Below are 23,667 nucleotides of genomic sequence, written 5' to 3' on the forward strand. Positions count from 1 at the left end.
ACTTATTATGGCAACAAATATTTCTACAATACTGTTAAATGCTCCGTTAGAAAAAGTCTGGAACACCCTGACTCAGCCAGAACTGGTCAAACAATGGCAATACGGCAGCGATTTAATTACGGATTGGAAAATTGGTAATGAAATCAGATTTAGAAATGAATGGGAAGGCCAGGTTTTTGAGCAATGGGGAACGGTTCTGGAAGTTATTCCGAATCAAAAGATCAAATATTCTTTATTCTTTCCTAGACCCGAATTAGAAGATAAACCCGAGAATTACTTTATCATGAGTTATATTCTCTCTGAAGAAAATCAGAAAACAAAACTCGAAATTGTTCAGGAAGACCATCGTCCCGGAGCGGTTCAGGAAAAACCTCAGGGCGAAGAAAATCCAATTTTACAAGCATTAAAAGCTTTAATCGAATCCTAAAAATGAGTTTTAAAATAATAAAGGCAAACTTTACGTAAAGTTTGCCTTTTTCTTTTAGCAGGCACATTCCATTTTCAAACCTGTTGGTAGACCGTTTGTCCCCTCAGTCGCATAACCGTCAAACTTCCACCACTCGATTCCTCCAATCAGTTCTTTTACTTTAAAACCAAGTTTTGCCATATTCAAAGCTCCTTTTGTCGAAGCATTACAGCCAATTCCGTCACAATAGGTCACGTATAAAACCTCCTTGTCCAGATGTTGAGTGCTTTCAGTTGTCATTTCACGATGCGGAATGTTGATCGCTGTCGAAATGTGTTCTGCTTCAAACCCAAAAGCTTTACGGGCGTCAATTGCGATTACTTTCTCTCCATTATTCAAGGCATCAAACAAATCAGACGGATCCATTTCGAAGGCCAGCTTATTCTCATAGTGTTGAATCTGTGCTTCCATTTTTACAGTTTTAATGTTTTAGTTTTTCAAATGTAGCGCAACCACTCTTTCCATAAAAACGAAAAGAATTCATTCACTTCATTACTTTTTTTCATAGAAAAGCCATCCTGAAATTTTGTTTCTTTGTACTTCTAATTCCCTAAAAAAATGGAAATACGTCATTTACGATTAATAAAAGCAATTGTTGAAGAAGGAAGCATCACTAAAGCAATTGACAAATTGCATTTGACACAATCGGCTTTGAGTCATCAGCTTAAAGAAGCCGAATACCAATTGGGAACCGCCATTTTTCTGCGAACCAATAAAAAACTGGTGCTGACCAAAGCCGGCGAAAAGATCTACGAACTTGCCAATGAAATTTTGGACAAGCTCTCCCAAACCGAATTGCAAATCAAACAAATGGTTTATGGAGAATACGGTGAAATCAGAATTAGCACCGAATGTTTTTCAAGTTACCACTGGCTGCCGTCGGTTTTAAAACAATTCCATCTTTTATATCCAAACGTCGAACTTAAAATTGTAACCGAAGCAACTCATATTCCGATACAAAAATTACTGGAAAACACCATCGATATTGCCGTAATCAGCGATCAGATCAAAGACAACAACATTCGATATATTGAGCTTTTTCAGGATGAAATGGTCATGGCTGTTTCTGAAAATCATGCCTGGGCAACTAAAAAATATGTGGTAGCCGAAGATTTTATCGACGAACATTTACTCATTCACTCCTTTCCGATGGAAACGGTTACGATACATCAGTTTATACTGGCACCCGCCAGGATCACTCCCCGAAAAATAACTGCCCTGCCGCTTACAGAAGCATCGCTCGAAATGGTCAAAGCCGATATGGGCGTAATGTCAATGGCAAAATGGGCTTTGTTACCCCATTTAAAAAACAATCCGATAAAAGCTGTAAAAATTGGAAAAAACGGTTTAAAAAGAAAACACTTTATAGCGATTCGGGAAAATCAGGAATATCCGGATTACTTTCATCGCTTCATCACTTTTTTACAAAACGAAATCAATCTTCAATGGAATATTCAATAAGAAACTGTGAACCAGCTGACTTATCAAAACTGGTGGTTTTATGTCAAAAACATGCGGACTATGAAAAAGCTGTGTTTTCTCCGGAAGGAAAAGAAAATAAGTTAAAAGAAGCTTTGTTTGGCGATCGTCCAAAATTGCATTGTCTGGTCGTGGCAACAAAAGATACGATTGTAGGTTATGCTTCCTTTACGTTTGACTTCTCGACCTGGAATGCCGCAACTTTTCTTTATATGGACTGTTTATTTCTCGAAGAAGAAGCCAGAAGTTTTGGTATTGGCGAAATTCTGATCGAAAAACTAAAACAAATTGGAAAAGAAAACAATTGCGTCAATATGCAGTGGCAAACTCCTCAATTTAACGAAAGAGCCATCAAATTCTATCACAGAATGGGCGCAAAAGGAAAAGACAAAGTGCGATTTACTTTGGATCTCTAATATTCTAATCCGCAAAGAGGTAAAGAAAAAATTACAGTAAGTTCTGGTTTTAATTCTTTATAGCTATGAAAGGCTGTACCTTTGCGACTTTAAATGAAAAATGACACAAATCAGTATTTTAGGATGCGGCTGGCTGGGATGGCCTCTGGCGAAAAAGCTAATAGATAAAGGACATTCGGTAAGCGGATCAACGACTTCTGAAAACAAACTTCCGAGTTTAGAAGCATCGGGAATAAAGGCTTTCCTGGTTGCGGTTGAAAGCGAAAGTGTTTCAAACAGCATCACTGATTTCCTGGCGGAAAGCGAGATTCTGATTATTGATATTCCGCCCAAATTAAGAGAAAAAAGCACCAGTCTTCCGAGTCCATCTGAGAAGATATTTGTTCGAAAAATTGAAAACCTGATCCCGTTTATAGAAAAATCAGCCGTAAAAAAAGTGCTGTTTGTAAGTTCAACCGCAGTTTACGGAAATGACAACGGAACGATCACCGAAGAAACTATCCCGAATCCGGAGACCGAAAGCGGCAAACAATTGCTTTTAGCAGAAGCTTTACTCCAAAAAAATCAAAACTTTGCCACCACTATACTGCGTTTTGGCGGTTTGATCGGAGAAGATCGTCATCCGGTAAAATTTCTGGCCGGAAAAGAGAACCTCGAAAACCCCGATGCTCCCGTGAACCTAATTCATCAAAACGACTGTATCGGCATCATCGAAGAAATCATAAAGCAGTCGAAATGGAATACCGTTTTTAATGCTGTTGCCCCTTTTCACCCCACAAGAGAAGAATATTACAGTCAAAAAGCGAAAAGTCTAAATCTTGTTGTGCCACAATTCAGTACACAGCAATCAAACATTCAGAAGATTATTTCAAGTGAGAAAATTGAAGCTGTTTTAAACTATCAATTTAGATTAGACAATTACTAAAAAACTCCTATCTGGCTGAGTGAACCCGAAACCTTTTCACAAGCCTTCAACTCCGCTCGGGTGACAATCGTTTACCAAAACTAAAATTACCTGCATAACTTATATTATTAAAAAAACTTTACGAACTTTGTGTAAACCTTTACCCTTTTTCGATTAAAAACTATGGAAACAGCTTACATCTATTCACCATTAGGAATCACCAAAATTGTTGGAGACGAGGAAGGTATTGCTGTGATCTCAGTTTCAGATGTGGGAACAACTGAAGTTTCTCCAACTATTCCCGACGTTTTACAAGCGGCTGTTTCGCAGCTTCAGGAGTATTTTGAGGGTAAAAGAACCGATTTCGATTTAAAGCTAAATCCAAAAGGAACCGACTTCCAACAAAAAGTATGGAAATCACTATTGGAAATTCCATTCGGAAAGACCGTGAGCTATATGGATCAGACCAAAAAACTGGGTGATGTAAAAGCAATTCGGGCTGTTGCCTCGGCAAATGGTAAAAATCCGTTGTGGATTGTGGTTCCCTGTCATCGTGTAATTGGCACCAATGGCTCTTTAACAGGTTATGCCGGTGGTTTGTCCCGCAAGAAATGGCTGCTCGAACATGAAAATCCCAGTACACAGCAAAGTTTGTTTTAGTTCTTTTTCGATAAACTTAAATGATTGTCGCTTTATGTTGACCCTACTTTAACGAAAATGAATCACAAAAAAAACAGCATCGCAGCTTTAAAAATATAAGCTATTTCTTATTTTTAAAATCATTTGTGTACTTTTATAAATCTAAATGTCTAAAATTCTAAGACGTCTCAATAATGATTGAAAAAATAAATCTTAACAATATCCTTTTCCTAGATATCGAAACGGTACCCGAAGAGGAGAATTTCAATTCGCTTGACGCAGAAATGCAATCACTTTGGGATCACAAGACACAATACCAGCGCAAAGACGATTTTACTCCCGAAGAGTTTTATGAGCGTGCCGGAATCTGGGCTGAATTTGGTAAAATTGTCTGTATCTCGGTCGGTTATTTTACTATCAAAGGCGATATTAGAAATTTTAGGGTGACCTCTTTTTTTGGAGACGAAAAGAAAATCCTTCGCGATTTCAATAATCTGATCAACAATCATTTCGATAAACCGCAACATCTGTTGTGCGGACACAATGCCAAAGAGTTTGACATTCCCTTTATTGCACGACGTATGATTATCAACCAGATTGCCATTCCGGACAAACTTAATTTATTTGGAAAAAAGCCCTGGGAAGTAGCGCATTTAGATACTTTGGAATTGTGGAAGTTTGGCGATTACAAACACTTTACTTCTTTAAAACTACTGACCAAAATTCTGGGAGTTCCTTCTCCAAAAGGCGATATCGACGGTAGTCAGGTCGCACATGTTTTTTATGTCGAGAAAGATATCGACCGTATTGTAACCTATTGTGAAAAAGACACAATTGCTGTAGCTCAAATTTTTCTGCGTTTGCGCCGGGAAGATTTATTAATTGATGATGAAATTATTCATGTCTAATTCTGCTTTAAATGACGTACTCCAAAATAGCTCAACTCCGACTTATTTCTCAAAAACTTCATAAAACGGCTGACAGCTCACCAAAAGAAATTGTAAAGCACTTAGGCGCGATGCAGGCTCAGGACTATGCGATGGCAAAATGGGCCGTTGGCTCCCGTTGCAATGCTTCTGAAAAAGAAATCGAAGAAGCTGTTAACTCAGCACAAATTATCCGAACCCATATCTTACGACCTACCTGGCATTTTGTCGCTGCCGATGATATTTACTGGATGTTGGACGTTTCCGGACCACAAGTGAAACGCATTGTAACTTCCTATGTTAAAAAATTTGGTTACGATGCCAAGAAATTAGATCACATTAATACCTCTATCGAAAAAATACTGGCCGGAAACAATCATCTGACGCGTGAGGAGATCATGCAGGAACTTGATATCACTAAGACCTCCGGTCATGATCATTTATCCGGTCCCATTATGATGTATGCCGAACTTGATGGTTTAGTCTGTAACGGAAAAATGAAAGGAAAGCAACAAACTTATGCCTTACTGGAAGAAAGAGTTCCAAAACCGCAGACCAAACTAACAGAAGAAGAAGGCCTGGCGAAACTAGCGCTAAACTACTTTGAAAGTCACGGTCCTGCTACGCTTCTTGATTTTTCCTGGTGGTCGGGTTTTTCTCCTACCAGCTGCAAAAATATCATTAATGCAATTAAATTGCAATTAAACTCCATTACCGTTGACAATCAGACCTATTGGTTTAAAAAGGAGCTACCTACCGAGGATAACTTCCGCGAAAGCGTTCACTTTCTACCGGCTTTTGATGAGATTTTAATTTCGTATAAAACCCGTGAAGCCTCCATTTTACCCGAACATCAGTCGAAAGCTTTTACGAACAATGGTATTTTCAAGCCCATAATTATGGAAAACAGCAAAGTTATCGGGATCTGGAAACGCACCGTCAAAAAAGAGCATACCAAAATAGAAACACAGTTTTTCAATGAGACCGAAAACCATAAAAAAGCAGTGTTATTTGAAAGCATTAAATCTTTTGAAACGTATTTAGGAACCAAAATTCTAATTGAATAATTCCAAATTTCACAAAACGATGGTACTTTCCATCAAATACTTCTCGTTTCCGCTTTAAAATCCTTGCTCATTTTAGGGTTAAATAATTACATTTACAAAAAAATTTAATTATGGTATTGAGCAGATTTTGGTTAGCGATCTTTGTGTCTTCAATTTTATTTGTAGTAGTGAGCTTATTTACTGGAAACAGTTACACTCTCGATTTTATTTTGAACGGACAAAAAGACGATCCAATTCTGGTATCTGAAAAATATCTGGAACAAATTCCTGCTTTTGTAAGAGACAGCATCGACTTAAAAGAAGATAAAACCATGATTGTAAACAGGGATTTAACAAATCCTGACACCACTTATGTTTACAAAAACAAAACCGTAAAAATTTACAGCGGCGTACAAAAGTCAGACGGTTTATTGCCAACCTGCAAAAGTACCCTGATCGACATCATCATTCCATTAATTGCCTACCTGGCCTTTTTCTGTGGGTTAATGGAGCTTTTAATTATCTCGGGAGCTTCCGAAAAGCTAGCCAGATTCCTAAGTCCGATGTTTACCAAAGTATTCCCTACCGTTCCCAAGAATCACCCTTCGATATCGTATATGACCTTAAACTTTGCCGCTAACTTTCTTGGTTTAGATTCGGCTGCCACTCCTTTTGGACTAAAAGCAATGGAGAGTTTACAGGAGCTGAATGTCGAAAAAGACAAAGCAAGTGATGCACAAATTATGTTTATGTGTCTGCATGCCTCGGGTTTAACCCTAATTCCGACTTCAATTATAGGATACCGTGCCGCAGCCAATGCAGCGAATCCGGCCGATGTGATGCTTCCTTGCATCATCACTTCGTTAATCGGAACCATCGCAGCATTCCTAATTGTTGGAATCAGACAAAAAATAAACTTCAAAAGCGCTTCATTAGTACTCGCCTTAATGGCCATTATTGCTGCCATCATTGGACTGTTGTTCTACGTAAATCATTTAGATTTAATCGGAAAAAACTATTTCACTTCTAATCTTTCAGGATTGATGTTAGTTGGAATCATTGGTATTACACTGATTTTCTCCTTCATTCATGAGAAAAAATTCACAGCACAGGACACTACAATGTTTGATACTTTCGTTGTTGGCGCAAACAATGGTCTGAAAACCGGAGTTAAAATATTCCCTTATGTTCTTGGAATGCTGGTCGCCATCTCTCTTTTTAGAAATAGCGGACTGTTTGAAATTATCAGCAACGGAATCGGTTTTATCTTTAGCAGTATTGGAGTAAGTTCTGAAATCATAAATGCATTGCCGGTTGCATTACTCAGACCTTTCAGTTCAGGAGGTTCCAGAGGTTTTTTACTGGATTCGATGAGTACCTTCGGAGCAGATTCGCTTACAGGACGTTTAAGCAGTATTTTCCAATGTAGTGCCGAAACTACTTTTTATGTGATTGCCGTTTACTTTGGATCGGTAAACATTAAAAACACCCGATATGCACTTACCACAATGTTGTTGGTTGATTTTATATGTGTAATCGCCGCTATTTTTGTAGCAAGCTGGTTTTTTTAATTCTTTAAAAAATAAGCTTGTTTCTTACAAAAACAATTATATTGTAAGAATATTTTGTATTTTTACATTCTATTTAATGCGAAAGATACAAAGTGGCAAACACCTATCATCAAATTTACATTCAGACCGTTTTCGCTGTCAAATATAGAAACGCGCTTATCAATAAGGAATGGAAATCCACGTTGCTGAGTATACTAGGCAATCTGATAAACGAAACAGGCTGCAAAACCATACTGGTAAATGGTACCGAAGATCATGTTCACTGCTTTCTAGCCTTAAAACCTAACATTGCTGTTTCTGAATTAATGAAAACCATAAAGGCGAAATCATCAAAATATGTAAATGATCATAAGCTTACAAAATCCAGATTTGAGTGGCAGGTAGGTTATGGTGCCTTTTCATACAGCCGATCACACATTGATGCCGTTTATAAATACATCCAAAATCAGGAAGAACACCATAAAAAACAATCTTTCAAAGATGAATATTTGGAGTTTTTAGAAAAATTCAAGGTCACTTTTGATGAAAAATATCTTTTTGACGATTTGATATGAACCGATCCATTGGATCTTTGAATTTGATATCCCAATATTTTAAAAACGAATAATACCGTTATAAATATTGGCCGATCCGATAGATCTCTAAATTTGTTGTCCCACATGTTTAAACCGGATTGAAATCCGGCTCTACAAGATTGGTCGATCCGATGGATCTTTGAATTTGTTATCCCATATGTTTAAACCGGATTAAAATCCGGCTCTACAAAATTAGTCGAGCCAAAGGCTCTTTATTTGGATATCTAAATATTCTAAAGCGCATTGAAATTCGGCCCTACGATATTAGTTGGGTCACAAAATCCTATTTTAACGATTGCAAAATTCCGTAGGAATGGCTTATTTTGTAACAACGGATTTTAATCCGTTGAATCGAACCCCAAATATTAATTAAACCACAAACCTCCTATTCTAACGATTGCAAAATTCCGTAGGAATGGCTTATTTTGTAGCAACGGATTTTAATCCGTTGACAAATAAAACGACCATCATATAAAATAGTTCCGGAGGAACGAAACATATTACGACCATATTCTTCGAACAAAACCCAAAGCAACACCAAATCATGAAGCCACAATACCTTTTTCTTTTATCGCTTTTAATCGCCTGCCAAAAACCAAAACCTGTTTCTCAGATTCAAACTGACAAAACAAATTCAGAAAAAAAATCTGGTCTCCTTGTTTCTAAAGAAAACTTCTTAAAAACGGATACCCTTTTGGTTTATACCGATGGTGAAACTTCAAAAGATCATTATATACTGGCGCATTTGTTAGATCGAAAAATGGATAAGGACAGTCTTGTAACGGGGAAATACCAACTTGATTTTTATTTTAATAAAACCAAAACTGCCGATACAAAACTTAGTATTAAAGGAATTGATGAAGGATCCGAATGGAGTGTTATTTACGGACTGGGTCAGGAAAGCAGCCAAAATTCTCCTTTTATACAAATTCATTTTGGATACCCAGCCTGTGGTTATACGCAAAACAACTATTTGTATTACTTAAAAAACAGCAGTCTGCAATTGGTTCATGAATGGTACAGCATGTCTGACAGTGGATGGGGCAGCTGGGTTGAATTCGGAAATATTGCTCCAAAAAGCAATCCCGAATCGTTCTATTGCAAAACGGTTGCTTTTGAACCGGATGATAATGATGAGAATATGGGAACCGTTACTTACTCAGACTCAACTGTTTTTCGCTTAAGCGGAAATCATTGGAAGAAGCAATTACTTTCGGTAAAAGACAAGAATTATTTTGAGAAAAAAATGAGTTTTGACGATTTCCACAATCAAAAGTAAAGGAGTAAAAACAAGGCTTATTCAAATTCTTTCTTAGGTAAATAATTTCTAACTTTGTAAAAAACAAAGCAATGATTGATTTTATATACCAGGACCCTTATCCTATTTTAAAGGATGATACGCAATACCGCAAAATCACCTCTGATTTTGTAAAAGTAGAGCAATTTGGACAACGTGAAGTTTTAACCGTTGACCCAAAAGGATTAGAATTATTGGCTGAAGAAGCCCTTACAGATGTTTCGTTCATGTTGCGAACCACACATTTGCAAAAACTGAGAAACATTCTTGATGACCCTGAAGCCACAGACAACGACCGTTTTGTAGCTTACAATTTATTACAAAATGCATCGGTTGCTGCCGAAGGTCAGTTACCAAGCTGTCAGGATACCGGAACGGCTATTGTAATGGCAAAAAAAGGAGAAAGTATTTTTACAGGTGTTGATGATGCGGAATGGTTGAGCAGAGGAATTTTCAATACGTACCAAAAACGCAACCTCCGTTATTCTCAAATAGTACCGATTTCGATGTTTGAAGAAAAAAATTCAGGCTCGAATCTTCCGGCACAAATTGACATTTATGCTAAAAAAGGAACTTCATACGAGTTTTTATTTATGGCAAAAGGCGGTGGATCTGCTAATAAAACCTATTTATACCAACAAACAAAATCTTTACTGAATGATAAATCCATGGATGCTTTCATTCGCGCAAAGATTAAAGATTTAGGAACATCAGCTTGTCCTCCGTACCACCTGGCTTTAGTAATTGGAGGAACTTCTGCGGAAGCGAATCTAAGCGCTGTTAAAAAAGCATCTGCCGGTTATTACGATCATCTGCCGACTTCCGGTAATATGGCTGGTCAGGCATTCCGTGATTTAGAATGGGAACAACGCGTTCAGAAAATCTGTCAGGAGAGTGCTATTGGTGCTCAGTTTGGCGGAAAATATTTCACACATGACGTTCGTGTAATCCGTTTGCCGCGTCACGCTGCTTCCTGCCCGGTTGGATTGGGAGTTTCTTGTTCAGCAGACAGAAATATTAAAGGAAAAATTACGAAAGACGGAATTTTCGTAGAACAATTAGAAGTAAACCCGAAACAATTTTTACCGGAAACAGCTCCACACTTAGAAGCTCCTGTTGAAATTGACCTGAATATGCCAATGGCTGATATTTTGGCTAAGCTGACACAATATCCAATTAAAACACGTTTAAAACTGAACGGAACTGTGATTGTAGCCCGTGATATTGCACACGCCAAGATCATGGAATTACTCGAAGCTGGTAAACCAATGCCGGAATACTTTAAAAATCATCCGGTTTATTATGCGGGACCTGCAAAAACTCCGGAAGGAATGGCCTCAGGAAGTTTTGGACCAACAACTGCAGGACGTATGGACGTTTATGTCGATGAATTTCAAAAACATGGAGGCAGCATGATTATGTTAGCCAAAGGAAACCGCACCAAACAAGTGACAGATGCCTGTCAAAAATATGGCGGATTCTATTTGGGATCTATTGGTGGCCCTGCCGCTATTTTAGCACAGGATAACATTCTAAAAGTTGAAGTAGTAGATTTTGAAGAATTAGGAATGGAAGCGGTTCGTAAAATCACCGTTAAAGATTTCCCGGCTTTTATTATTACTGACGATAAAGGGAATGATTTTTTTGAAAATCTTTAAAATGAGGTTCTAAGGTGCTGAGGCACTAAGGTTCTAAGTTTTCTTAAACAATAAAAAACCGCCCTTGTGGCGGTTTTTGTTTTTTACTATGTATTAGCTCCTTTGAACCTTTGTCCCTTTGTTACTCTGAACCTCAGCACCTCAGTACCTCAGCACCTTAGAACCTCTTAATCCAATTCTTCACTTTCAAAGGCGATAAAATGAGACAATTGTCCCTTTACATTAAAAACGGGGCTTGCATTAATTTTACATTTATAGGTACGGCCGTCTTTTCTATAGTTTTCTAACGTTTTTTCAAAAGGAATTTGCTTTTGGATGGCCGTTTTAATTTCTTTAAGAACAGCCTTAGAAGTAGCGGGGCCCTGAAACATCTTGGGTGTTTTACCCAAAACTTCTTCTTCCCTGTAACCTGTCATTCTTCTGATTCCGTTTGAAGCAAAAATGATCTTCAGGTCTAAATCGGTAACAACAACAACTTCTTTCTTCATTCGCTCTTCGATCTCCAGCTTATTTGTATCCCACGAAAACTGACTCGAAATTTTGTTCACTTTCTTTACATCTGTAAGAATAGCTTTCAATTCTTTCAAATGTTCACAATGAAAATCCCACGCCATAATCGGGACTGAATTACGATGAGAAACTTCTTCTGATTTATTAGTTTTCATTGCGAATGATTCAATATTAATATACTCCTTCTCTCAAAGGTAGAGAGAAAATTCCTCACAAAAGAACAAATTGCATAATTTAATTATTCTTTAATGCAATTAAAAGGAAAATTTAAGTTGGACCACTACAGCCTTCTTTTCTTCGGTATTTAAATTGTTCAGGGAAATCCCCAATAACCTGACCGAATCTTTCATTCGTTCCTGATATAAAAGCTCCTCTACGGTCTCTAAAATCAAACTTTTATCGGAAATAAAGTAAGGCAATGTTTTACTTCGGGTTTGTTGCGTAAAATCGCTGTATTTGATTTTGAGTGTCACCGTCTTACCCGATATATTGTACTTCTTTAATCGCCGCTCTAAAGATGCCGCAATTTTTTCGAGCTGTTCCAACATAAAAATCTCCGACGATAAGTTAACATCAAAGGTATGTTCCGCCGCAACTGATTTAGTCACACGATAGGCTTTTACCTCACTGTTATGAACTCCCCGAACCACATTGTAGTAAAAGGCACCCGATTTTCCAAAATGTTTCTCCAGAAACTCCAGCTCTTTACTTTTAAGATCTGCTCCTGTAAAAATACCCAGTTGGTACATTTTCTCTGTTGTCACTTTCCCAACGCCATAAAACTTCCGAATAGGCAGTTCTTCGAGGAAAGCTAAAACTTCATCCGGATTGACTGTTTTTTGTCCGTTTGGTTTGTTGACATCTGATGCGATCTTGGCTACAAACTTATTCACCGAAATTCCTGCTGAAGCTGTGAGTCCAACCTCATTCAAAATTCGGAGTCTGATTTCCTGTGCGAGCAGACTTGCGCTGGGATTGCCTTTTTTATTTTGCGTTACATCAAGGTAAGCTTCATCAAGCGAAAGAGGCTCAACAAGATCCGTGTAATCATGAAATATTTTATGAATTTTACCCGAAATTTCTTTGTAGCGATCAAAACGCGGACGGACAAAGATAATTTCCGGACAATATTTTTTAGCCAAAACACCACTTATCGCACTTCGTACACCAAATTTTCTGGCTTCATAGCTTGCCGCCGAAACAACACCCCTATTCTCTGATCCGCCAACAGCCACAGGTTTTCCGCGTAAAGCCGGATTATCCATCTGCTCTACCGAAGCATAAAAAGCATCCATATCAATATGAATGATTTTTCGATATATTGGGGTTTCGGACATGTTACAAATTTAAAGAGGAATGACACAAAATGTACCGAAATAATCATAAAAATATCCGCTCCAATCAGCCCCTTAAAATTCATTCTAAATCTCAAATTCCAAATCCGAAATTCCAAATTCCAAATTTCACATCTCACATTTCACATTTCACATTTCACATATGACAATTCAAATCTTAGCCATTCGTAAAGATTCTCAAGTTAATAGTCACAAACGAATCATTTTCTTTATTTTTGTAATTCTACATTAAAGAATTAAAATGCGAACATTTGTTATAGGCGACATACACGGCGGTTTACTCGCACTTGAACAAGTGATAGAAAAAGCCAAAGTTACCACACAAGATACTCTTATTTTTTTAGGCGATTATGTTGACGGATGGAGCCAGTCTCCTCAGGTAATTGAATATTTAATGGACTTAAAGAGCAAACAAAACTGTATTTGCATTAGAGGGAATCATGATGAACTGCTTTTGTCCTGGTTTAAAAACAAAACAGAAGATGTTGACGAAACCTTATGGTTCAAACACGGTGGAGAAGCAACCGTTCTGGCTTACGAAAAATTGAGCCCGGAAAAGAAACAGCTACATATTGCTTTTCTCGAATCGCTGGAAGATTATTACCTTGACGATCAAAACAGATTATTTGTTCATGCCGGTTTTACCAATTTGAATGGAGTCAAATATGAATTTTTTCCAAAATTATTCTATTGGGACAGAACTCTTTGGGAAATGGCGCTGTCCTTAGACCCCAATTTAAAAAACGATCACGCACTTTATCCCAAACGTTTTACGTTGTATAAGGAAATCTATATTGGGCATACCCCGGTTACCCGAATTGGAGAGACTATACCGGTTCAAAAAGCGAATGTCTGGAACGTCGATACCGGTGCTGCTTTTAAAGGTCCACTGACTATTTTAGATGTTGATACCAAAGAATTCTGGCAAAGCGAACCGTTAAACGAATTGTATTCTTCTGAAAAGGGTAGGAATTAATCCCTAAAAAGCTATTTTTGCACTTTAAAAAATAATTAAAATTTATATTTATGAAAAAGGTAATTACACTTTTGTTTTTAGTATCATTTGGATTCACGCAAGCACAACAGGCTTTTAAAGGAAAAGGAGATATTAGAGTAAATGTTGGTGCTAACTTACAAGATGGTGGTTCCGGAATTCAGGGTTCAGTAGATTTTGGTCTTGGAGAAAACTTCTCTTTTGGCTTTGTAGCAAATTATTTATTAGGAGTAGACAACTTTACCGGTTTCTATCACAACAATCCAACTCCTTATACCGATGTAAAACCGGAGTTTAAAGATCGTTTTGATGCTAAGGCCAGAATTAATGCTAACTTGAGCAGTGTGATTGGTGTTGACCAATTGGATATTTACCCGGGTTTAAGTTTAGGACTTCATAATTTTGGTGGTCATGTTGGTGGTCGTTATTTCTTTACGGACGGATTTGGTGTTTTCACCGAAATTGGATTCCCTATCGCAAAATACGGTAACAACAATGACGTATTTGATCATTTAAACAATCAGGTAACTTTTAGTTTAGGAGCTTCATTCAACTTGCAATAAGCCCCCGAACCTACCGAATTCCAAATTTTGCAGAAAGCAAAATTTATAAAATTTAAAACCGCCAATCAGGCGGTTTTTTCATTTGTACTCTATTTGCTTACTAAAATGCTCCAGTGGGCTCCACTATACACTTTATGTTTTTCTGAGAAATTTCCCTGGTTGACCGCCAGCGAGAAGTTTAAAAGGCTGTTAAAATAACAAACCTCGGTACCAATTGCTGCTTCACCAAATGTATTTACTAATTTAAGTTTTCCTTCGTATACTTTTTTAGTGCCCTTAAAAACCTGAACCTTCACCAGATCTCCCGCTTTCAAATCTAAATTCGAAACCGTTTTTTTGTCGATATTCGTCCACACATTTCCATACTGGACATCCAGAACAGGAATACCTCCTTTGATAAATCCTTTTTCAAAAACCGGTTTCTGGTAATCGATTTTGACAACCTCATTGGGCAGTTTAGGCCCTACTTCTTCAAATGTAATGGTTTTTGAAGCCAAGCGTGCTCCCGTAAAAGCATATACATCACGGCCATGAAACGTATAAGATTCATTTGAATTGTGGCGACGGTTTTTGACTTCATCGATTTCACGAATTTCCTGAATGCCTAATTGTTCCGCAATTAAAGTCAGCGTTCCGTTATCAGGAGTCACAAAGTAATGCCCGGATTTTGTCAACAAAACCACTGATTGTCTCGCCGTTCCTACTCCCGGATCACAAACCGATACGAATACCGTTCCAGCCGGATAATATTGTGCGGTTTGCGACAGGCGATAAGCAGCCTCCCAAATATTATATGCCGGAATTTCATGGGTCAGATCAAATATCTTCAAATCTGTCGAAACTCCCATTGCCACACCTTTCATGGCGGATACGGCTCCGTCTTTCAATCCAAAATCGGATTGAAAAACCAATACATTATTCTGTGAAAAACTCTTAAAAGCAATCACACACAAAAGAAGTACTACCCGTAATTTCATCTCTAACTTTTTAAGATTATTGGATACACAAACTTACGAAAACCGGTTGAAGCACAACCATCGAAAGTTGCTCTTAGACCATTCATAAAAAAAAGCCCCGCAAATTACGGGGCTTTTGATCTTAAAATTACAATTTTTATTTCTTAGCGAATTTTTTAACAATTCGTTTATTTCCATTATTCAATTCGATAATGTAAAGTCCCGTTTTTAAAGCTCTTACATCAATTGGATTCCCGGAAATCTCTCCAGTGCTAACTTGTTGACCCAATGCATTTGTAATTCTAAACGTATATCCTGTATTGTCTGTTAATGAAATGTTTAACTCATCAACAACCGGGTTTGGATACAATGCGAATCTTGACGTTTCGTTAGTTTCCAATAATCCAGTAGCAATTTCCTGATTTACAATAGCTCCGGAAGCAGTGATATTAATTGAATAATCTTCTACCTGCCCATAAGAGAACGTCTCACAAGAAGTTGGTATACCATTGTATTTCATAGAAACTCTCAATCTTGTGGTTCCTAGTGCCGCCGTAGCCGGAATTGTAATTGTTCCTGTAGCTGTAGCTGCTGTAGAGGTTGCTTTGGTCCAGGCTGTTTCACCTGCATCTGTAAAATCACCATCCTGATTGTAATCGATAAACACAGCATAAGCTTCGCTGTAAACAGTAGAAGTCCAAACCGGAGTGATAGTTATCGTATAAGCTGTTCCTCTTGTTGCATTTGTAGAAATAGCGGTATAGTTTTCATAACCTGCCGTTCCGGTTGAAGTGTTATTGATTGTCCCGAATACTACTTTACCGATTCTCTCGTCTACAGTGCTGCTTCCCTGAGAAGCACAATACGATACCGTTGCTGCAGTAGTGGTAACATTTACGACATTACTTGCCGCCGAAACATTTCCTGCTGCATCTTTGGCTTTCACACTAAAACTATAAGCTGTAAGTGCCGTTAAACCTGTTACAGTATAACTTGTTGTAGTAGAAGAACCTTTTAGGGTTGTTCCCTGGTAGATATCATATCCTGTAACAGCAACATTATCTGTTGAAGCAGTCCATGTCAAATTAGTTGTTGTACCTGTAGTACCAGAAGCTGCAAGACTTGTTGGAGCTGTTGGTGCAACGGTATCTGTAGAACCTGAATAAGCAGCACCAATACCTACTGCATAAAATGCATTGGTTGTAGCGATAACTTCAGGCGAACCAGCACCATACAAATCAATAGCTGATTGTATCCCTGAAGTTCTTGCATTGGCGTAAGTCGAGTTGGCAGTCAAATACACACTTTCTAAACGGTATGCAATTTTTGCTGCTTTATCGATTGTAATACCTGTTACATTATAGGCATTTCCAATATCGTTTGTCCCTGTTTTACCAACAGACAAAATGTAAAACCAGTGATTTAATACCCCTGAATTGGTGTGAACGCCGCAATAATCATTACTGCTTGTTGGAGTACAATTTGGGTTGATCCAATAGGTTCCACCGTAAGTATCCGGCTGACCTTCAGAGTTTGGATCGCTCATCGAACGTAAAGCAAGGTGTCCTGATCTTCTTTCGATATCTTCTCCAATTAACCAGATCGATTTTGTTGGTGCAGCTGCATTTTCAATACAAGCCCCCCAAATATCTGAAAACGCTTCATTCATAGCTCCGGATTCTTTTTGATAAGCCAAGTTCGCGGTATACGTACAAACCGCATGTCCGATTTCATGTCCCGCAACATCGATAGCTGTTAAAATATCAAAATAAGTTCCGCTACCGTCTCCGTAAGTCATTACGCTACCGTTCCAGTAAGCGTTGTCGTAAGCATTGCTGTAATGCACGTAACTTTTTATGATTGCTCCCGCGTTGTCATAGCTATTTCTGCCATGTACAGTCGACCAGTAGTCATATGTTTTTTCAGCTCCCCAATGTGCATCCAGTGCACCATTGTCTTTATTGGTATTGTTAAACTCGGCAGCTGTCCAGTTGTTATCGGCATCTGTAAAGTTTACAGCAGCGGTATAACTGGTTCCTTTTTTCATGTTGTAGGTGTTTATTCCTAAACCTCTTGTTGCATCTGCAAGTATATAAGATGCGCCGCTTAAAGTGGTTTGTATCACCTGCGTTCCGCTATAACGTGTCGCTGCATTTGCGGCAACAAAAGCTTTTTTGGCATTAGCATCATTTTGACTGATTGCTTTTGCTTTAGCCGCTTTTACTTTACTCCCGTGGCTGTACTCGCCAAGGTGTTTGATAGTAGCATTATAAAACAAGACTTTTCCGGTTTCAGCATCGATGTAAAGATCACCGCGGCTTACCGGATTGGTGGCATAAATATCAAATTTATAGGCCAATCTTACTTTATCTGATTTTCGGTTTTGGCCCTGGTCTTCCATTGCCGGCAATAAAACCAATTCGCCTTTTGGCTTTTCGTAGTTCATTGCAGCAGCGTCTGCCGGGGTTTCCCATAGATACTGTTTTGCTCCTGTGTAAGCAACCGCTCTGTCGAAAGCAGCTTTACTGGATAATTTTGGGGTTGTTTTTACATTTTCAAGAGCATAAAATTCTCCGTTCATCGAAACTAATTTTCCGTCTTTTGAATGTAGCGTGTAGTTGGCAAATTCTACTTTAACACCTTGCTCGTACAATTGAAACTTTTCGTGTGTAAAACCTTCTTTATCAGAGTCTATCCTAACTTTCGCAAAAGACTGGTTGTCTTTTAGCCCTAGTTGTTCTTTAAAAACAGTATTGTAATCTGTTCCTCTGTAAGTCGATTTATCACTAAACGTGATTAAGCTTGGTTGCCCATTTTCAGATACATTTTTCTGACTTACCCGTTTGTCTGTGTTTTGGGCAAATCCCGATACTGAAAATGTAAGAATAACAACGGCCGTTGTCATAATTCCTGGTAATTTTTGGTTCATAATAATGTGGTATTTAGTTTGGTTAAATGATTACAAATAAAATACTAAACGTAAGTAAATACTTTATTTATAAGATAAAAGTATTTTATTTCGGTTAGATAATCGATGAAATTTGCCTTTAATCGACAAAATGCAACACTTTTTACCTTAAATTCACTTTTATTTAACAAACTGTGATTATTTCACAAAAAATAGGCCCAAAAAATAATTATTCTACTGATTATTAATACATTAAATACTAAAAGTCAGGAAATATAAGGGTTTCCGTAAAAAATCAACCTCCTCCTTCCTTCTTAATTTTTTCCTACAAAAAAAGGCCAGCCCTTTTAAAAGCTAGCCTTCATGCGATTTTATCACAATTACAGAATTATCTTATATCCATCTCCGGAATTTCTCCTTCAATGATCAAATCAGCTTCGGTTGAGGCAATGATATGTTCAACAGAAATACCTGGCGCTCTTTCTAAGAGCTTAAAACCATTTTTAGTTACTTCGAGAACAGCAAGCTCGGTTACTACTTTTTTAACGCAGCCTACACCTGTTAAAGGCAAACTACATTTTTTTAGGATTTTCGATTCCCCTGCTTTGTTTACGTGCATCATGGCAACGATGATGTTTTCGGCAGAAGCTACCAGATCCATCGCACCGCCCATTCCTTTCACCATTTTACCCGGAATTTTCCAATTTGCGATATCTCCATTTTCAGAAACCTCCATAGCCCCCAAAATAGTCAAATCTACTTTCTGGCTTCGGATCATTCCAAAACTAAAAGCCGAATCAAAGAAACTGGCTCCCGGAAGTGTTGTAATGGTTTGCTTTCCGGCATTGATGATATCTGCATCTTCCTCACCGGCAAAAGGGAACGGCCCCATACCAAGAACACCGTTTTCACTTTGAAATTCCACTGCAATATCCTCTCTGACATAATTTGCTACAAGAGTTGGAATACCAATCCCAAGGTTCACAAAATATCGGTCTTTTACTTCTTTTGCAATACGTCTTGCAATATCTTCTTTTGTTAACATATTTTTGAATGTGTCAATTACTCAATTAGTTAATGTGAAAATTAGACAATTAGATAATGTTATTCTTTATGCAATCCAATAATTATCTCATTCTCTAATTATCTCAATTATTTATTTTTTACTTATAAAATAATCCCAGGTTGCTTTTGTGATATCAGCAATCATTTTTTCGGTATTTTCCTGAGATTCTGTAATGTTCGTTAAATAAACGGAAAGAACAAAATGTTTTCCATTTGGGAGTTTAACGATCCCCACATCGTTCATGGCAACCCGTAAATTAGCATCGTTGGTTCCCGACATTCCGGTTCTGTGTGCCAACTCTGTATTTTCAGGCAATCCTGCTTTCATCCAGGTAAGCCCTCTGGAAGTTTCGACCATGATCTGATACAAATACTTTGTTGTGGCTTCTTTTAACACTTCACCCTTAAAGAATTTCTCCAGCAATACTGTTGTCGCCCATGGCGTTGTGGTATTCACATAAAGATTCTTCCAGGTTTTCATTTGCTCCTCGTTAACCTTAACAACGAAGTCCTTAATCCCCTGTTTGTTTATGAATTTTTGTACTGCCTTTGTACCACCCAATAAATCAATCAGAATGTCACAGCCATTATTATCGCTATGTGAAACCGTATAGCGCAACAATTTATCCAGCGTTAAACTCCTGTTTCCATCGGGAAAATCTTCCCTCATCGGACTCCAGGTATCTGGGTGTAAATCTTCTTTTTTAATGAAAATTTCCTGCATTAATGACAGCTTCCCTTCATCCACTTTGTTTAAAACAGCCAAAGCAATATGAAATTTAAATACACTCATCATAGGAACCTTTAGGTTTCCATTTATACTCAAAGTGTCTTTATCTTCAATGCTTTTGATCGCAATTCCTACTGTAGCATTCTTATCTGCAACAATCTGGCGTAATTTCTCACGCAGCTCTACTGTCGTCTGGGCAAAAGCCTGAAACGACAAGAAAGAGAACAGGAGGGTACAAAAAGCTTTGGTCATTTTTTTTAATGTGTCAATTTGAAAATTAGATAATGTTATTCTGTACGCAATCCAATAATTATCTCATTTTCTAATTATCTAATTACCTAATTATCTATTTCTAACAGTACGTTGCTCGATTCTCTTCTCAAATTTTTCTCCCTGAAAGATACGCTGTACCATAATTCCCGGAATGTGGATCTGGTTTGGATCTAATGTTCCAACCGGAACTAATTCTTCCACTTCGGCAATGGTTATTTTACCAGCTCCTGCCATACAGGCATTGAAATTTCTGGCTGTTCCTTTAAAAATCAGATTTCCGGCTTCGTCACCTTTCCAGGCTTTTACAATGGCAAACTCTGCTTTAAAAGCCTGCTCCATGATGTGCATTTTTCCATTGAATTCACGAACCTCTTTTCCTTCGGCAACTTCCGTTCCGTAACCTGCAGGTGTAAAGAAAGCCGGGATTCCGGCTTGTGCGGCACGACAGCGTTCGGCTAAAGTTCCCTGTGGAGTCAATTCAACTTCCAGTTCTCCTGAAAGCATCTGACGCTCAAATTCAGCGTTTTCTCCCACATAAGAAGAGATCATCTTTTTAACTTGTTTTTTTTGCAAAAGCAATCCCAAACCAAAATCATCCACTCCCGCATTATTCGAAATACAGGTTAAATCTGAAATTGAAGTATTTACCAGGGCTGCAATTGTATTTTCAGGAATCCCGCATAAACCGAAACCGCCAAACATGATCGTCATTCCGCTTTCAATTCCTTTGATAGCATCCTGAACGTTATTTACTTTTTTTGTAATCATAACAAACTGTCTTTATTACTGTATATTTTTGATAAAAATAAGATTTTTAGATTAAATTATAACGATTTCGTAAAAAATAAAATGATTGATTTTACCCGCCAAAAACCAGCTGCTGTTTAGCACTCTACTGTTACTCTCTGGTACAAACAGCTGCCATTGAAACCAACTTTAATCTATGAACAAAAAAAATCCTTTTGTATTCTTCCGGATTTAGAAGAGCACAAAAGGATTTATAATTTTAAAAAGAACTAAAGTTACAATTCGAATTCGTCTGTATTTTGCTCTGTTTGTGTAGTATCTTTTACCACTGCCGGTCGGGTATAACAATCTACTTTTATAGAAAGATTGGCCGGACGTTCAAACTCCGATTTTGAAATCTGAAGTCCTTCATCGGCATAACACAATTTCATGAAGTACCCCCAGATTGGTAATGCTGCTGTTGCCCCTTGTCCGTAAGTCAAGCTTTTGAAACGTGCCGAACGGTCTTCACAACCTACCCAAACTCCGGTTACAAGGTTTGGTACCATTCCCATAAACCAACCATCTGATTGGTTTTGCGTTGTTCCTGTTTTACCAGCAATTGGGTTTTTGAACATGTACGGATATCCTGTCCAACGGTTATCTCCGCTTCCACCGCCCTGCGTACGCAAACGTGCACCTGAACCGGTTTCGGTAACTCCTTCCAACAATTTGATTACTGCAAAAGCAATATCTTTATTTAAAACGTCGTGTGATTCCGGAATTGGCTCATAGATCACCTCTCCGCTTTTGTTTTCAATACGGCTTAAAAATTGCGGTTTTACATATACACCCTGATTAGCAAATGTGCTATACGCAGCAACCATATCTTCTACTGTAATGTCTACGGCACCAAGTGCGATAGACGGTTGAGCAGGAATTTCGGTTTTAACTCCTAACTTGTGAGTTAATTCTACTACAGCTTCAGGACCTGTTCGGTCAATCAATTTAGCCGATACAGTATTGATCGAATTGGCAAGACCTTGTTTCAGGGTTACCATTCCGCGGTATCTGTTATCAGAGTTTCTTGGTTCCCAGTCGGCAGTAACATTATGACGTCCTTTGTGAATCATAAAAGGTCCATCCAGGATTGAATCACAAGGAGACATATTTAGCTGCTCAATAGCCGTTGCATACACAAACGGTTTAAAGGTAGATCCTACCTGTCTTGCTCCCTGTCCAACGTGATCGTACTGGAAATATTTATAATTAATTCCACCCACCCATGCTTTAATGTTTCCGGTTTGAGGCTCCATTGCCATTAAACCAGATTGCAGGAAGTGTTTGAAATAACGAATCGAATCAAGCGGTGTCATCACGGTATCGCGTTCTCCTTTCCAGGTAAACACACGCATTTTTGTTTTTACTTTGAAGGAAGCAATGATATCTTCATCGCTTTTATCCATCTCTTTCATGAGCGCCCAGCGTGTTGAATTTTTCATCGCCTGCATCATGATACGGTCAGTTTCAGCTTGTGTAATGTTTACAAACGGCGCATTTTTATTGGTTTTCATTTCAATAAAAAATTGCTGTTGCAGGTTTTTCATATGTTCCGAAACAGCTTCCTCTGCGTGTAGCTGCATTCTTGAATCGATAGTGGTGTAAATTTTTAAACCATCTTTGTAGATATCATAATCTGAACCATCTGGTTTTTTATTCTCTGCAACCCATTTTTTCATGTAATCACGAAGGTATTCTCTGAAATAAGTAGCAGTTCCTTCACGGTGACTTTCCAATTTGAATTTTAAAGCAATTGGAAGTGCCTGTAATCTTAACTTTTCTGCGGTTGTAATCATTTTTGCTTTTTCCATTTGAGAAAGCACTACGTTACGACGGTTTTTTACGCCTTCCGGATTACGAACAGGATTGTATAATCCTGAGTTTTTGAACATTCCAACTAAAATAGCCGATTCGTCCATCGTTAAATCTTTAGGATCTTTAGAAAAGTAGGTTTGTGCTGCCGAACTTACTCCAACAGAATAGTTTCCAAAGTCATACACATTACAATACATGGCCAAAATTTCATTCTTGGTATATTGTCGTTCCAGACGAATGGCGATAATCCACTCTTTTATTTTTTGTACAATTCTAAAAGGAAGAAACTTAGATCCTTCTCCGTGAAATAATTGCTTGGCTAATTGTTGTGTTAAGGTACTGGCTCCACCATTGGTTCCTAAACTAAAAACAGCTCTTAAAGTTCCACGTCCGTCAATTCCGGAATGCTCATAAAAACGGGCATCTTCGGTCGCCACCAAAGCTTCTACCAAACTTTTTGGCAAATCGGAATACTTCAACTGTGACCTGTTGGTTTTGAAATATTTACCAATAACCACTCCGTCAGACGAAATGATTTCGGTGGCTAAATTGGAATCCGGATTCTCCAGATCCTCAAAAGAAGGCATTGAACCAAATAAGCCCCATGAGGCAAATAAAAAGAAAGCAAGAACTCCTAATAAACTATAGGCAAAAATTCTCCAGAACTTCTTTTTGTAGTAATTAATATCTTTAACGCTAGTGGATTGATTGTTTTTCTTAGCAGCCATAACTATT

Annotated in this window: 22 protein-coding genes; 13 read left to right on the top strand and 9 right to left on the bottom strand. The window is 38.0% G+C overall.

Annotated features, from left to right (window positions below; all coding sequences use genetic code 11):
* Window positions 1-7 precede the first annotated feature (7 nt).
* On the top strand, window positions 8-427 hold the full coding sequence (locus OLM61_RS07215; protein ID WP_264525714.1) for an SRPBCC family protein: 420 nt from the start codon (window positions 8-10) through the stop codon (window positions 425-427).
* Window positions 428-481: 54 nt separating this feature from the next.
* Here OLM61_RS07215 and OLM61_RS07220 read toward each other — a convergent pair whose 3' ends face one another.
* Entirely contained in the window at window positions 482-877 is a 396-nt protein-coding gene (locus OLM61_RS07220) for a rhodanese-like domain-containing protein (protein ID WP_264525715.1), read from the bottom strand.
* Window positions 878-1,024: 147 nt separating this feature from the next.
* Here OLM61_RS07220 and OLM61_RS07225 point away from each other — a divergent pair, with 147 nt between their 5' ends.
* From OLM61_RS07225 to OLM61_RS07270, 10 genes are all read left to right on the top strand, one after another.
* The gene (locus OLM61_RS07225; RefSeq protein WP_264525716.1) at window positions 1,025-1,927 is read left to right on the top strand and encodes a LysR family transcriptional regulator; all 903 of its coding nucleotides are present in this window, start codon (window positions 1,025-1,027) and stop codon (window positions 1,925-1,927) included.
* Window positions 1,912-2,361 carry a GNAT family N-acetyltransferase gene (locus tag OLM61_RS07230; RefSeq protein ID WP_264525717.1) on the top strand — a complete coding sequence of 150 codons (450 nt, stop codon included), beginning with the start codon at window positions 1,912-1,914 and terminating at the stop codon, window positions 2,359-2,361. Before OLM61_RS07225 ends, OLM61_RS07230 begins: the two co-directional genes overlap by 16 nt.
* Window positions 2,362-2,461: 100 nt before the next feature.
* Window positions 2,462-3,286: an NAD(P)H-binding protein gene (locus OLM61_RS07235; protein ID WP_264525718.1), complete on the top strand. Its 825-nt coding sequence runs from the start codon at window positions 2,462-2,464 to the stop codon at window positions 3,284-3,286.
* 162 nt (window positions 3,287-3,448) lie between these two features.
* Entirely contained in the window at window positions 3,449-3,925 is a 477-nt protein-coding gene (locus OLM61_RS07240; protein WP_264525719.1) for a methylated-DNA--[protein]-cysteine S-methyltransferase, read from the top strand.
* 173 nt (window positions 3,926-4,098) lie between these two features.
* Window positions 4,099-4,812, top strand: coding sequence for a 3'-5' exonuclease (locus OLM61_RS07245; protein WP_264525720.1), 714 nt, complete (start codon window positions 4,099-4,101; stop codon window positions 4,810-4,812).
* A gap of 11 nt (window positions 4,813-4,823) precedes the next feature.
* Window positions 4,824-5,897, top strand: a complete 1,074-nt coding sequence (locus tag OLM61_RS07250) for a winged helix DNA-binding domain-containing protein (RefSeq protein ID WP_264525721.1) — start codon at window positions 4,824-4,826, stop codon at window positions 5,895-5,897.
* A 110-nt stretch (window positions 5,898-6,007) separates the two neighbouring features.
* Window positions 6,008-7,447, top strand: coding sequence for a nucleoside recognition domain-containing protein (locus OLM61_RS07255; RefSeq protein ID WP_264525722.1), 1,440 nt, complete (start codon window positions 6,008-6,010; stop codon window positions 7,445-7,447).
* Window positions 7,448-7,539: 92 nt separating this feature from the next.
* On the top strand, window positions 7,540-8,001 hold the full coding sequence (tnpA, locus tag OLM61_RS07260) for an IS200/IS605 family transposase (protein WP_264525723.1): 462 nt from the start codon (window positions 7,540-7,542) through the stop codon (window positions 7,999-8,001).
* A 565-nt stretch (window positions 8,002-8,566) separates the two neighbouring features.
* Window positions 8,567-9,301: a hypothetical protein gene (locus tag OLM61_RS07265; RefSeq protein WP_264525724.1), complete on the top strand. Its 735-nt coding sequence runs from the start codon at window positions 8,567-8,569 to the stop codon at window positions 9,299-9,301.
* A gap of 71 nt (window positions 9,302-9,372) precedes the next feature.
* A complete protein-coding gene (locus OLM61_RS07270; protein ID WP_264525725.1) occupies window positions 9,373-10,977 on the top strand; it encodes a fumarate hydratase in 1,605 nt (534 codons plus the stop codon).
* Window positions 10,978-11,144: 167 nt separating this feature from the next.
* Here OLM61_RS07270 and OLM61_RS07275 read toward each other — a convergent pair whose 3' ends face one another.
* Complete coding sequence (locus OLM61_RS07275; RefSeq protein ID WP_264525726.1) at window positions 11,145-11,642, bottom strand: PAS domain-containing protein; 498 nt, start codon at window positions 11,640-11,642, stop codon at window positions 11,145-11,147.
* A 99-nt stretch (window positions 11,643-11,741) separates the two neighbouring features.
* Window positions 11,742-12,824 carry a DNA polymerase IV gene (gene dinB / locus OLM61_RS07280; RefSeq protein ID WP_264525727.1) on the bottom strand — a complete coding sequence of 361 codons (1,083 nt, stop codon included), beginning with the start codon at window positions 12,822-12,824 and terminating at the stop codon, window positions 11,742-11,744.
* A 259-nt stretch (window positions 12,825-13,083) separates the two neighbouring features.
* On the opposite strand from dinB, the gene OLM61_RS07285 reads away from it, so the two are divergent.
* Both OLM61_RS07285 and OLM61_RS07290 read left to right on the top strand, forming a co-directional pair.
* Entirely contained in the window at window positions 13,084-13,818 is a 735-nt protein-coding gene (locus tag OLM61_RS07285) for a metallophosphoesterase family protein (protein WP_264525728.1), read from the top strand.
* Between the two features lie 50 nt (window positions 13,819-13,868).
* Entirely contained in the window at window positions 13,869-14,399 is a 531-nt protein-coding gene (locus tag OLM61_RS07290; protein ID WP_264525729.1) for a DUF6646 family protein, read from the top strand.
* 89 nt (window positions 14,400-14,488) lie between these two features.
* Here OLM61_RS07290 and OLM61_RS07295 read toward each other — a convergent pair whose 3' ends face one another.
* From OLM61_RS07295 to OLM61_RS07320, 6 genes are all read right to left on the bottom strand, one after another.
* Window positions 14,489-15,376 (bottom strand): S-adenosyl-l-methionine hydroxide adenosyltransferase family protein, encoded by an 888-nt coding sequence (locus OLM61_RS07295; RefSeq protein ID WP_264525730.1) that lies wholly within the window; start codon window positions 15,374-15,376, stop codon window positions 14,489-14,491.
* 136 nt (window positions 15,377-15,512) lie between these two features.
* Window positions 15,513-18,284: a M4 family metallopeptidase gene (locus OLM61_RS07300; RefSeq protein WP_264525731.1), complete on the bottom strand. Its 2,772-nt coding sequence runs from the start codon at window positions 18,282-18,284 to the stop codon at window positions 15,513-15,515.
* A 367-nt stretch (window positions 18,285-18,651) separates the two neighbouring features.
* Window positions 18,652-19,308, bottom strand: coding sequence for a 3-oxoacid CoA-transferase subunit B (locus OLM61_RS07305; protein ID WP_264525732.1), 657 nt, complete (start codon window positions 19,306-19,308; stop codon window positions 18,652-18,654).
* 111 nt (window positions 19,309-19,419) lie between these two features.
* The gene (gene bla / locus OLM61_RS07310; protein ID WP_264525733.1) at window positions 19,420-20,310 is read right to left on the bottom strand and encodes a class A beta-lactamase, subclass A2; all 891 of its coding nucleotides are present in this window, start codon (window positions 20,308-20,310) and stop codon (window positions 19,420-19,422) included.
* Window positions 20,311-20,400: 90 nt separating this feature from the next.
* Window positions 20,401-21,099 (bottom strand): CoA transferase subunit A, encoded by a 699-nt coding sequence (locus OLM61_RS07315; protein ID WP_264525734.1) that lies wholly within the window; start codon window positions 21,097-21,099, stop codon window positions 20,401-20,403.
* 254 nt (window positions 21,100-21,353) lie between these two features.
* A complete protein-coding gene (locus tag OLM61_RS07320) occupies window positions 21,354-23,660 on the bottom strand; it encodes a penicillin-binding protein 1A (protein ID WP_264525735.1) in 2,307 nt (768 codons plus the stop codon).
* Window positions 23,661-23,667 lie beyond the last annotated feature (7 nt).

Origin of the sequence: Flavobacterium sp. N502536 (assembly GCF_025947345.1) — a bacterium.
GTDB lineage: Bacteria > Bacteroidota > Bacteroidia > Flavobacteriales > Flavobacteriaceae > Flavobacterium.

Bases quoted from the DNA above. Each gene is read 5' to 3' on its own strand.
- OLM61_RS07275 (WP_264525726.1), bottom strand. From the start codon at position 11,642: ATGAAAACTAATAAATCAGAAGAAGTTTCTCATCGTAATTCAGTCCCG.
- OLM61_RS07220 (WP_264525715.1), bottom strand. From the start codon at position 877: ATGGAAGCACAGATTCAACACTATGAGAATAAGCTGGCCTTCGAAATG.
- bla (WP_264525733.1), bottom strand. From the start codon at position 20,310: ATGACCAAAGCTTTTTGTACCCTCCTGTTCTCTTTCTTGTCGTTTCAG.
- OLM61_RS07300 (WP_264525731.1), bottom strand. From the start codon at position 18,284: ATGAACCAAAAATTACCAGGAATTATGACAACGGCCGTTGTTATTCTT.
- OLM61_RS07230 (WP_264525717.1), top strand. From the start codon at position 1,912: ATGGAATATTCAATAAGAAACTGTGAACCAGCTGACTTATCAAAACTG.
- OLM61_RS07225 (WP_264525716.1), top strand. From the start codon at position 1,025: ATGGAAATACGTCATTTACGATTAATAAAAGCAATTGTTGAAGAAGGA.
- dinB (WP_264525727.1), bottom strand. From the start codon at position 12,824: ATGTCCGAAACCCCAATATATCGAAAAATCATTCATATTGATATGGAT.
- OLM61_RS07245 (WP_264525720.1), top strand. From the start codon at position 4,099: ATGATTGAAAAAATAAATCTTAACAATATCCTTTTCCTAGATATCGAA.
- OLM61_RS07255 (WP_264525722.1), top strand. From the start codon at position 6,008: ATGGTATTGAGCAGATTTTGGTTAGCGATCTTTGTGTCTTCAATTTTA.
- OLM61_RS07295 (WP_264525730.1), bottom strand. From the start codon at position 15,376: ATGAAATTACGGGTAGTACTTCTTTTGTGTGTGATTGCTTTTAAGAGT.
- OLM61_RS07215 (WP_264525714.1), top strand. From the start codon at position 8: ATGGCAACAAATATTTCTACAATACTGTTAAATGCTCCGTTAGAAAAA.
- OLM61_RS07305 (WP_264525732.1), bottom strand. From the start codon at position 19,308: ATGTTAACAAAAGAAGATATTGCAAGACGTATTGCAAAAGAAGTAAAA.
- OLM61_RS07320 (WP_264525735.1), bottom strand. From the start codon at position 23,660: ATGGCTGCTAAGAAAAACAATCAATCCACTAGCGTTAAAGATATTAAT.
- OLM61_RS07240 (WP_264525719.1), top strand. From the start codon at position 3,449: ATGGAAACAGCTTACATCTATTCACCATTAGGAATCACCAAAATTGTT.
- OLM61_RS07270 (WP_264525725.1), top strand. From the start codon at position 9,373: ATGATTGATTTTATATACCAGGACCCTTATCCTATTTTAAAGGATGAT.
- OLM61_RS07290 (WP_264525729.1), top strand. From the start codon at position 13,869: ATGAAAAAGGTAATTACACTTTTGTTTTTAGTATCATTTGGATTCACG.
- OLM61_RS07265 (WP_264525724.1), top strand. From the start codon at position 8,567: ATGAAGCCACAATACCTTTTTCTTTTATCGCTTTTAATCGCCTGCCAA.
- OLM61_RS07250 (WP_264525721.1), top strand. From the start codon at position 4,824: ATGACGTACTCCAAAATAGCTCAACTCCGACTTATTTCTCAAAAACTT.
- OLM61_RS07315 (WP_264525734.1), bottom strand. From the start codon at position 21,099: ATGATTACAAAAAAAGTAAATAACGTTCAGGATGCTATCAAAGGAATT.
- OLM61_RS07285 (WP_264525728.1), top strand. From the start codon at position 13,084: ATGCGAACATTTGTTATAGGCGACATACACGGCGGTTTACTCGCACTT.
- OLM61_RS07235 (WP_264525718.1), top strand. From the start codon at position 2,462: ATGACACAAATCAGTATTTTAGGATGCGGCTGGCTGGGATGGCCTCTG.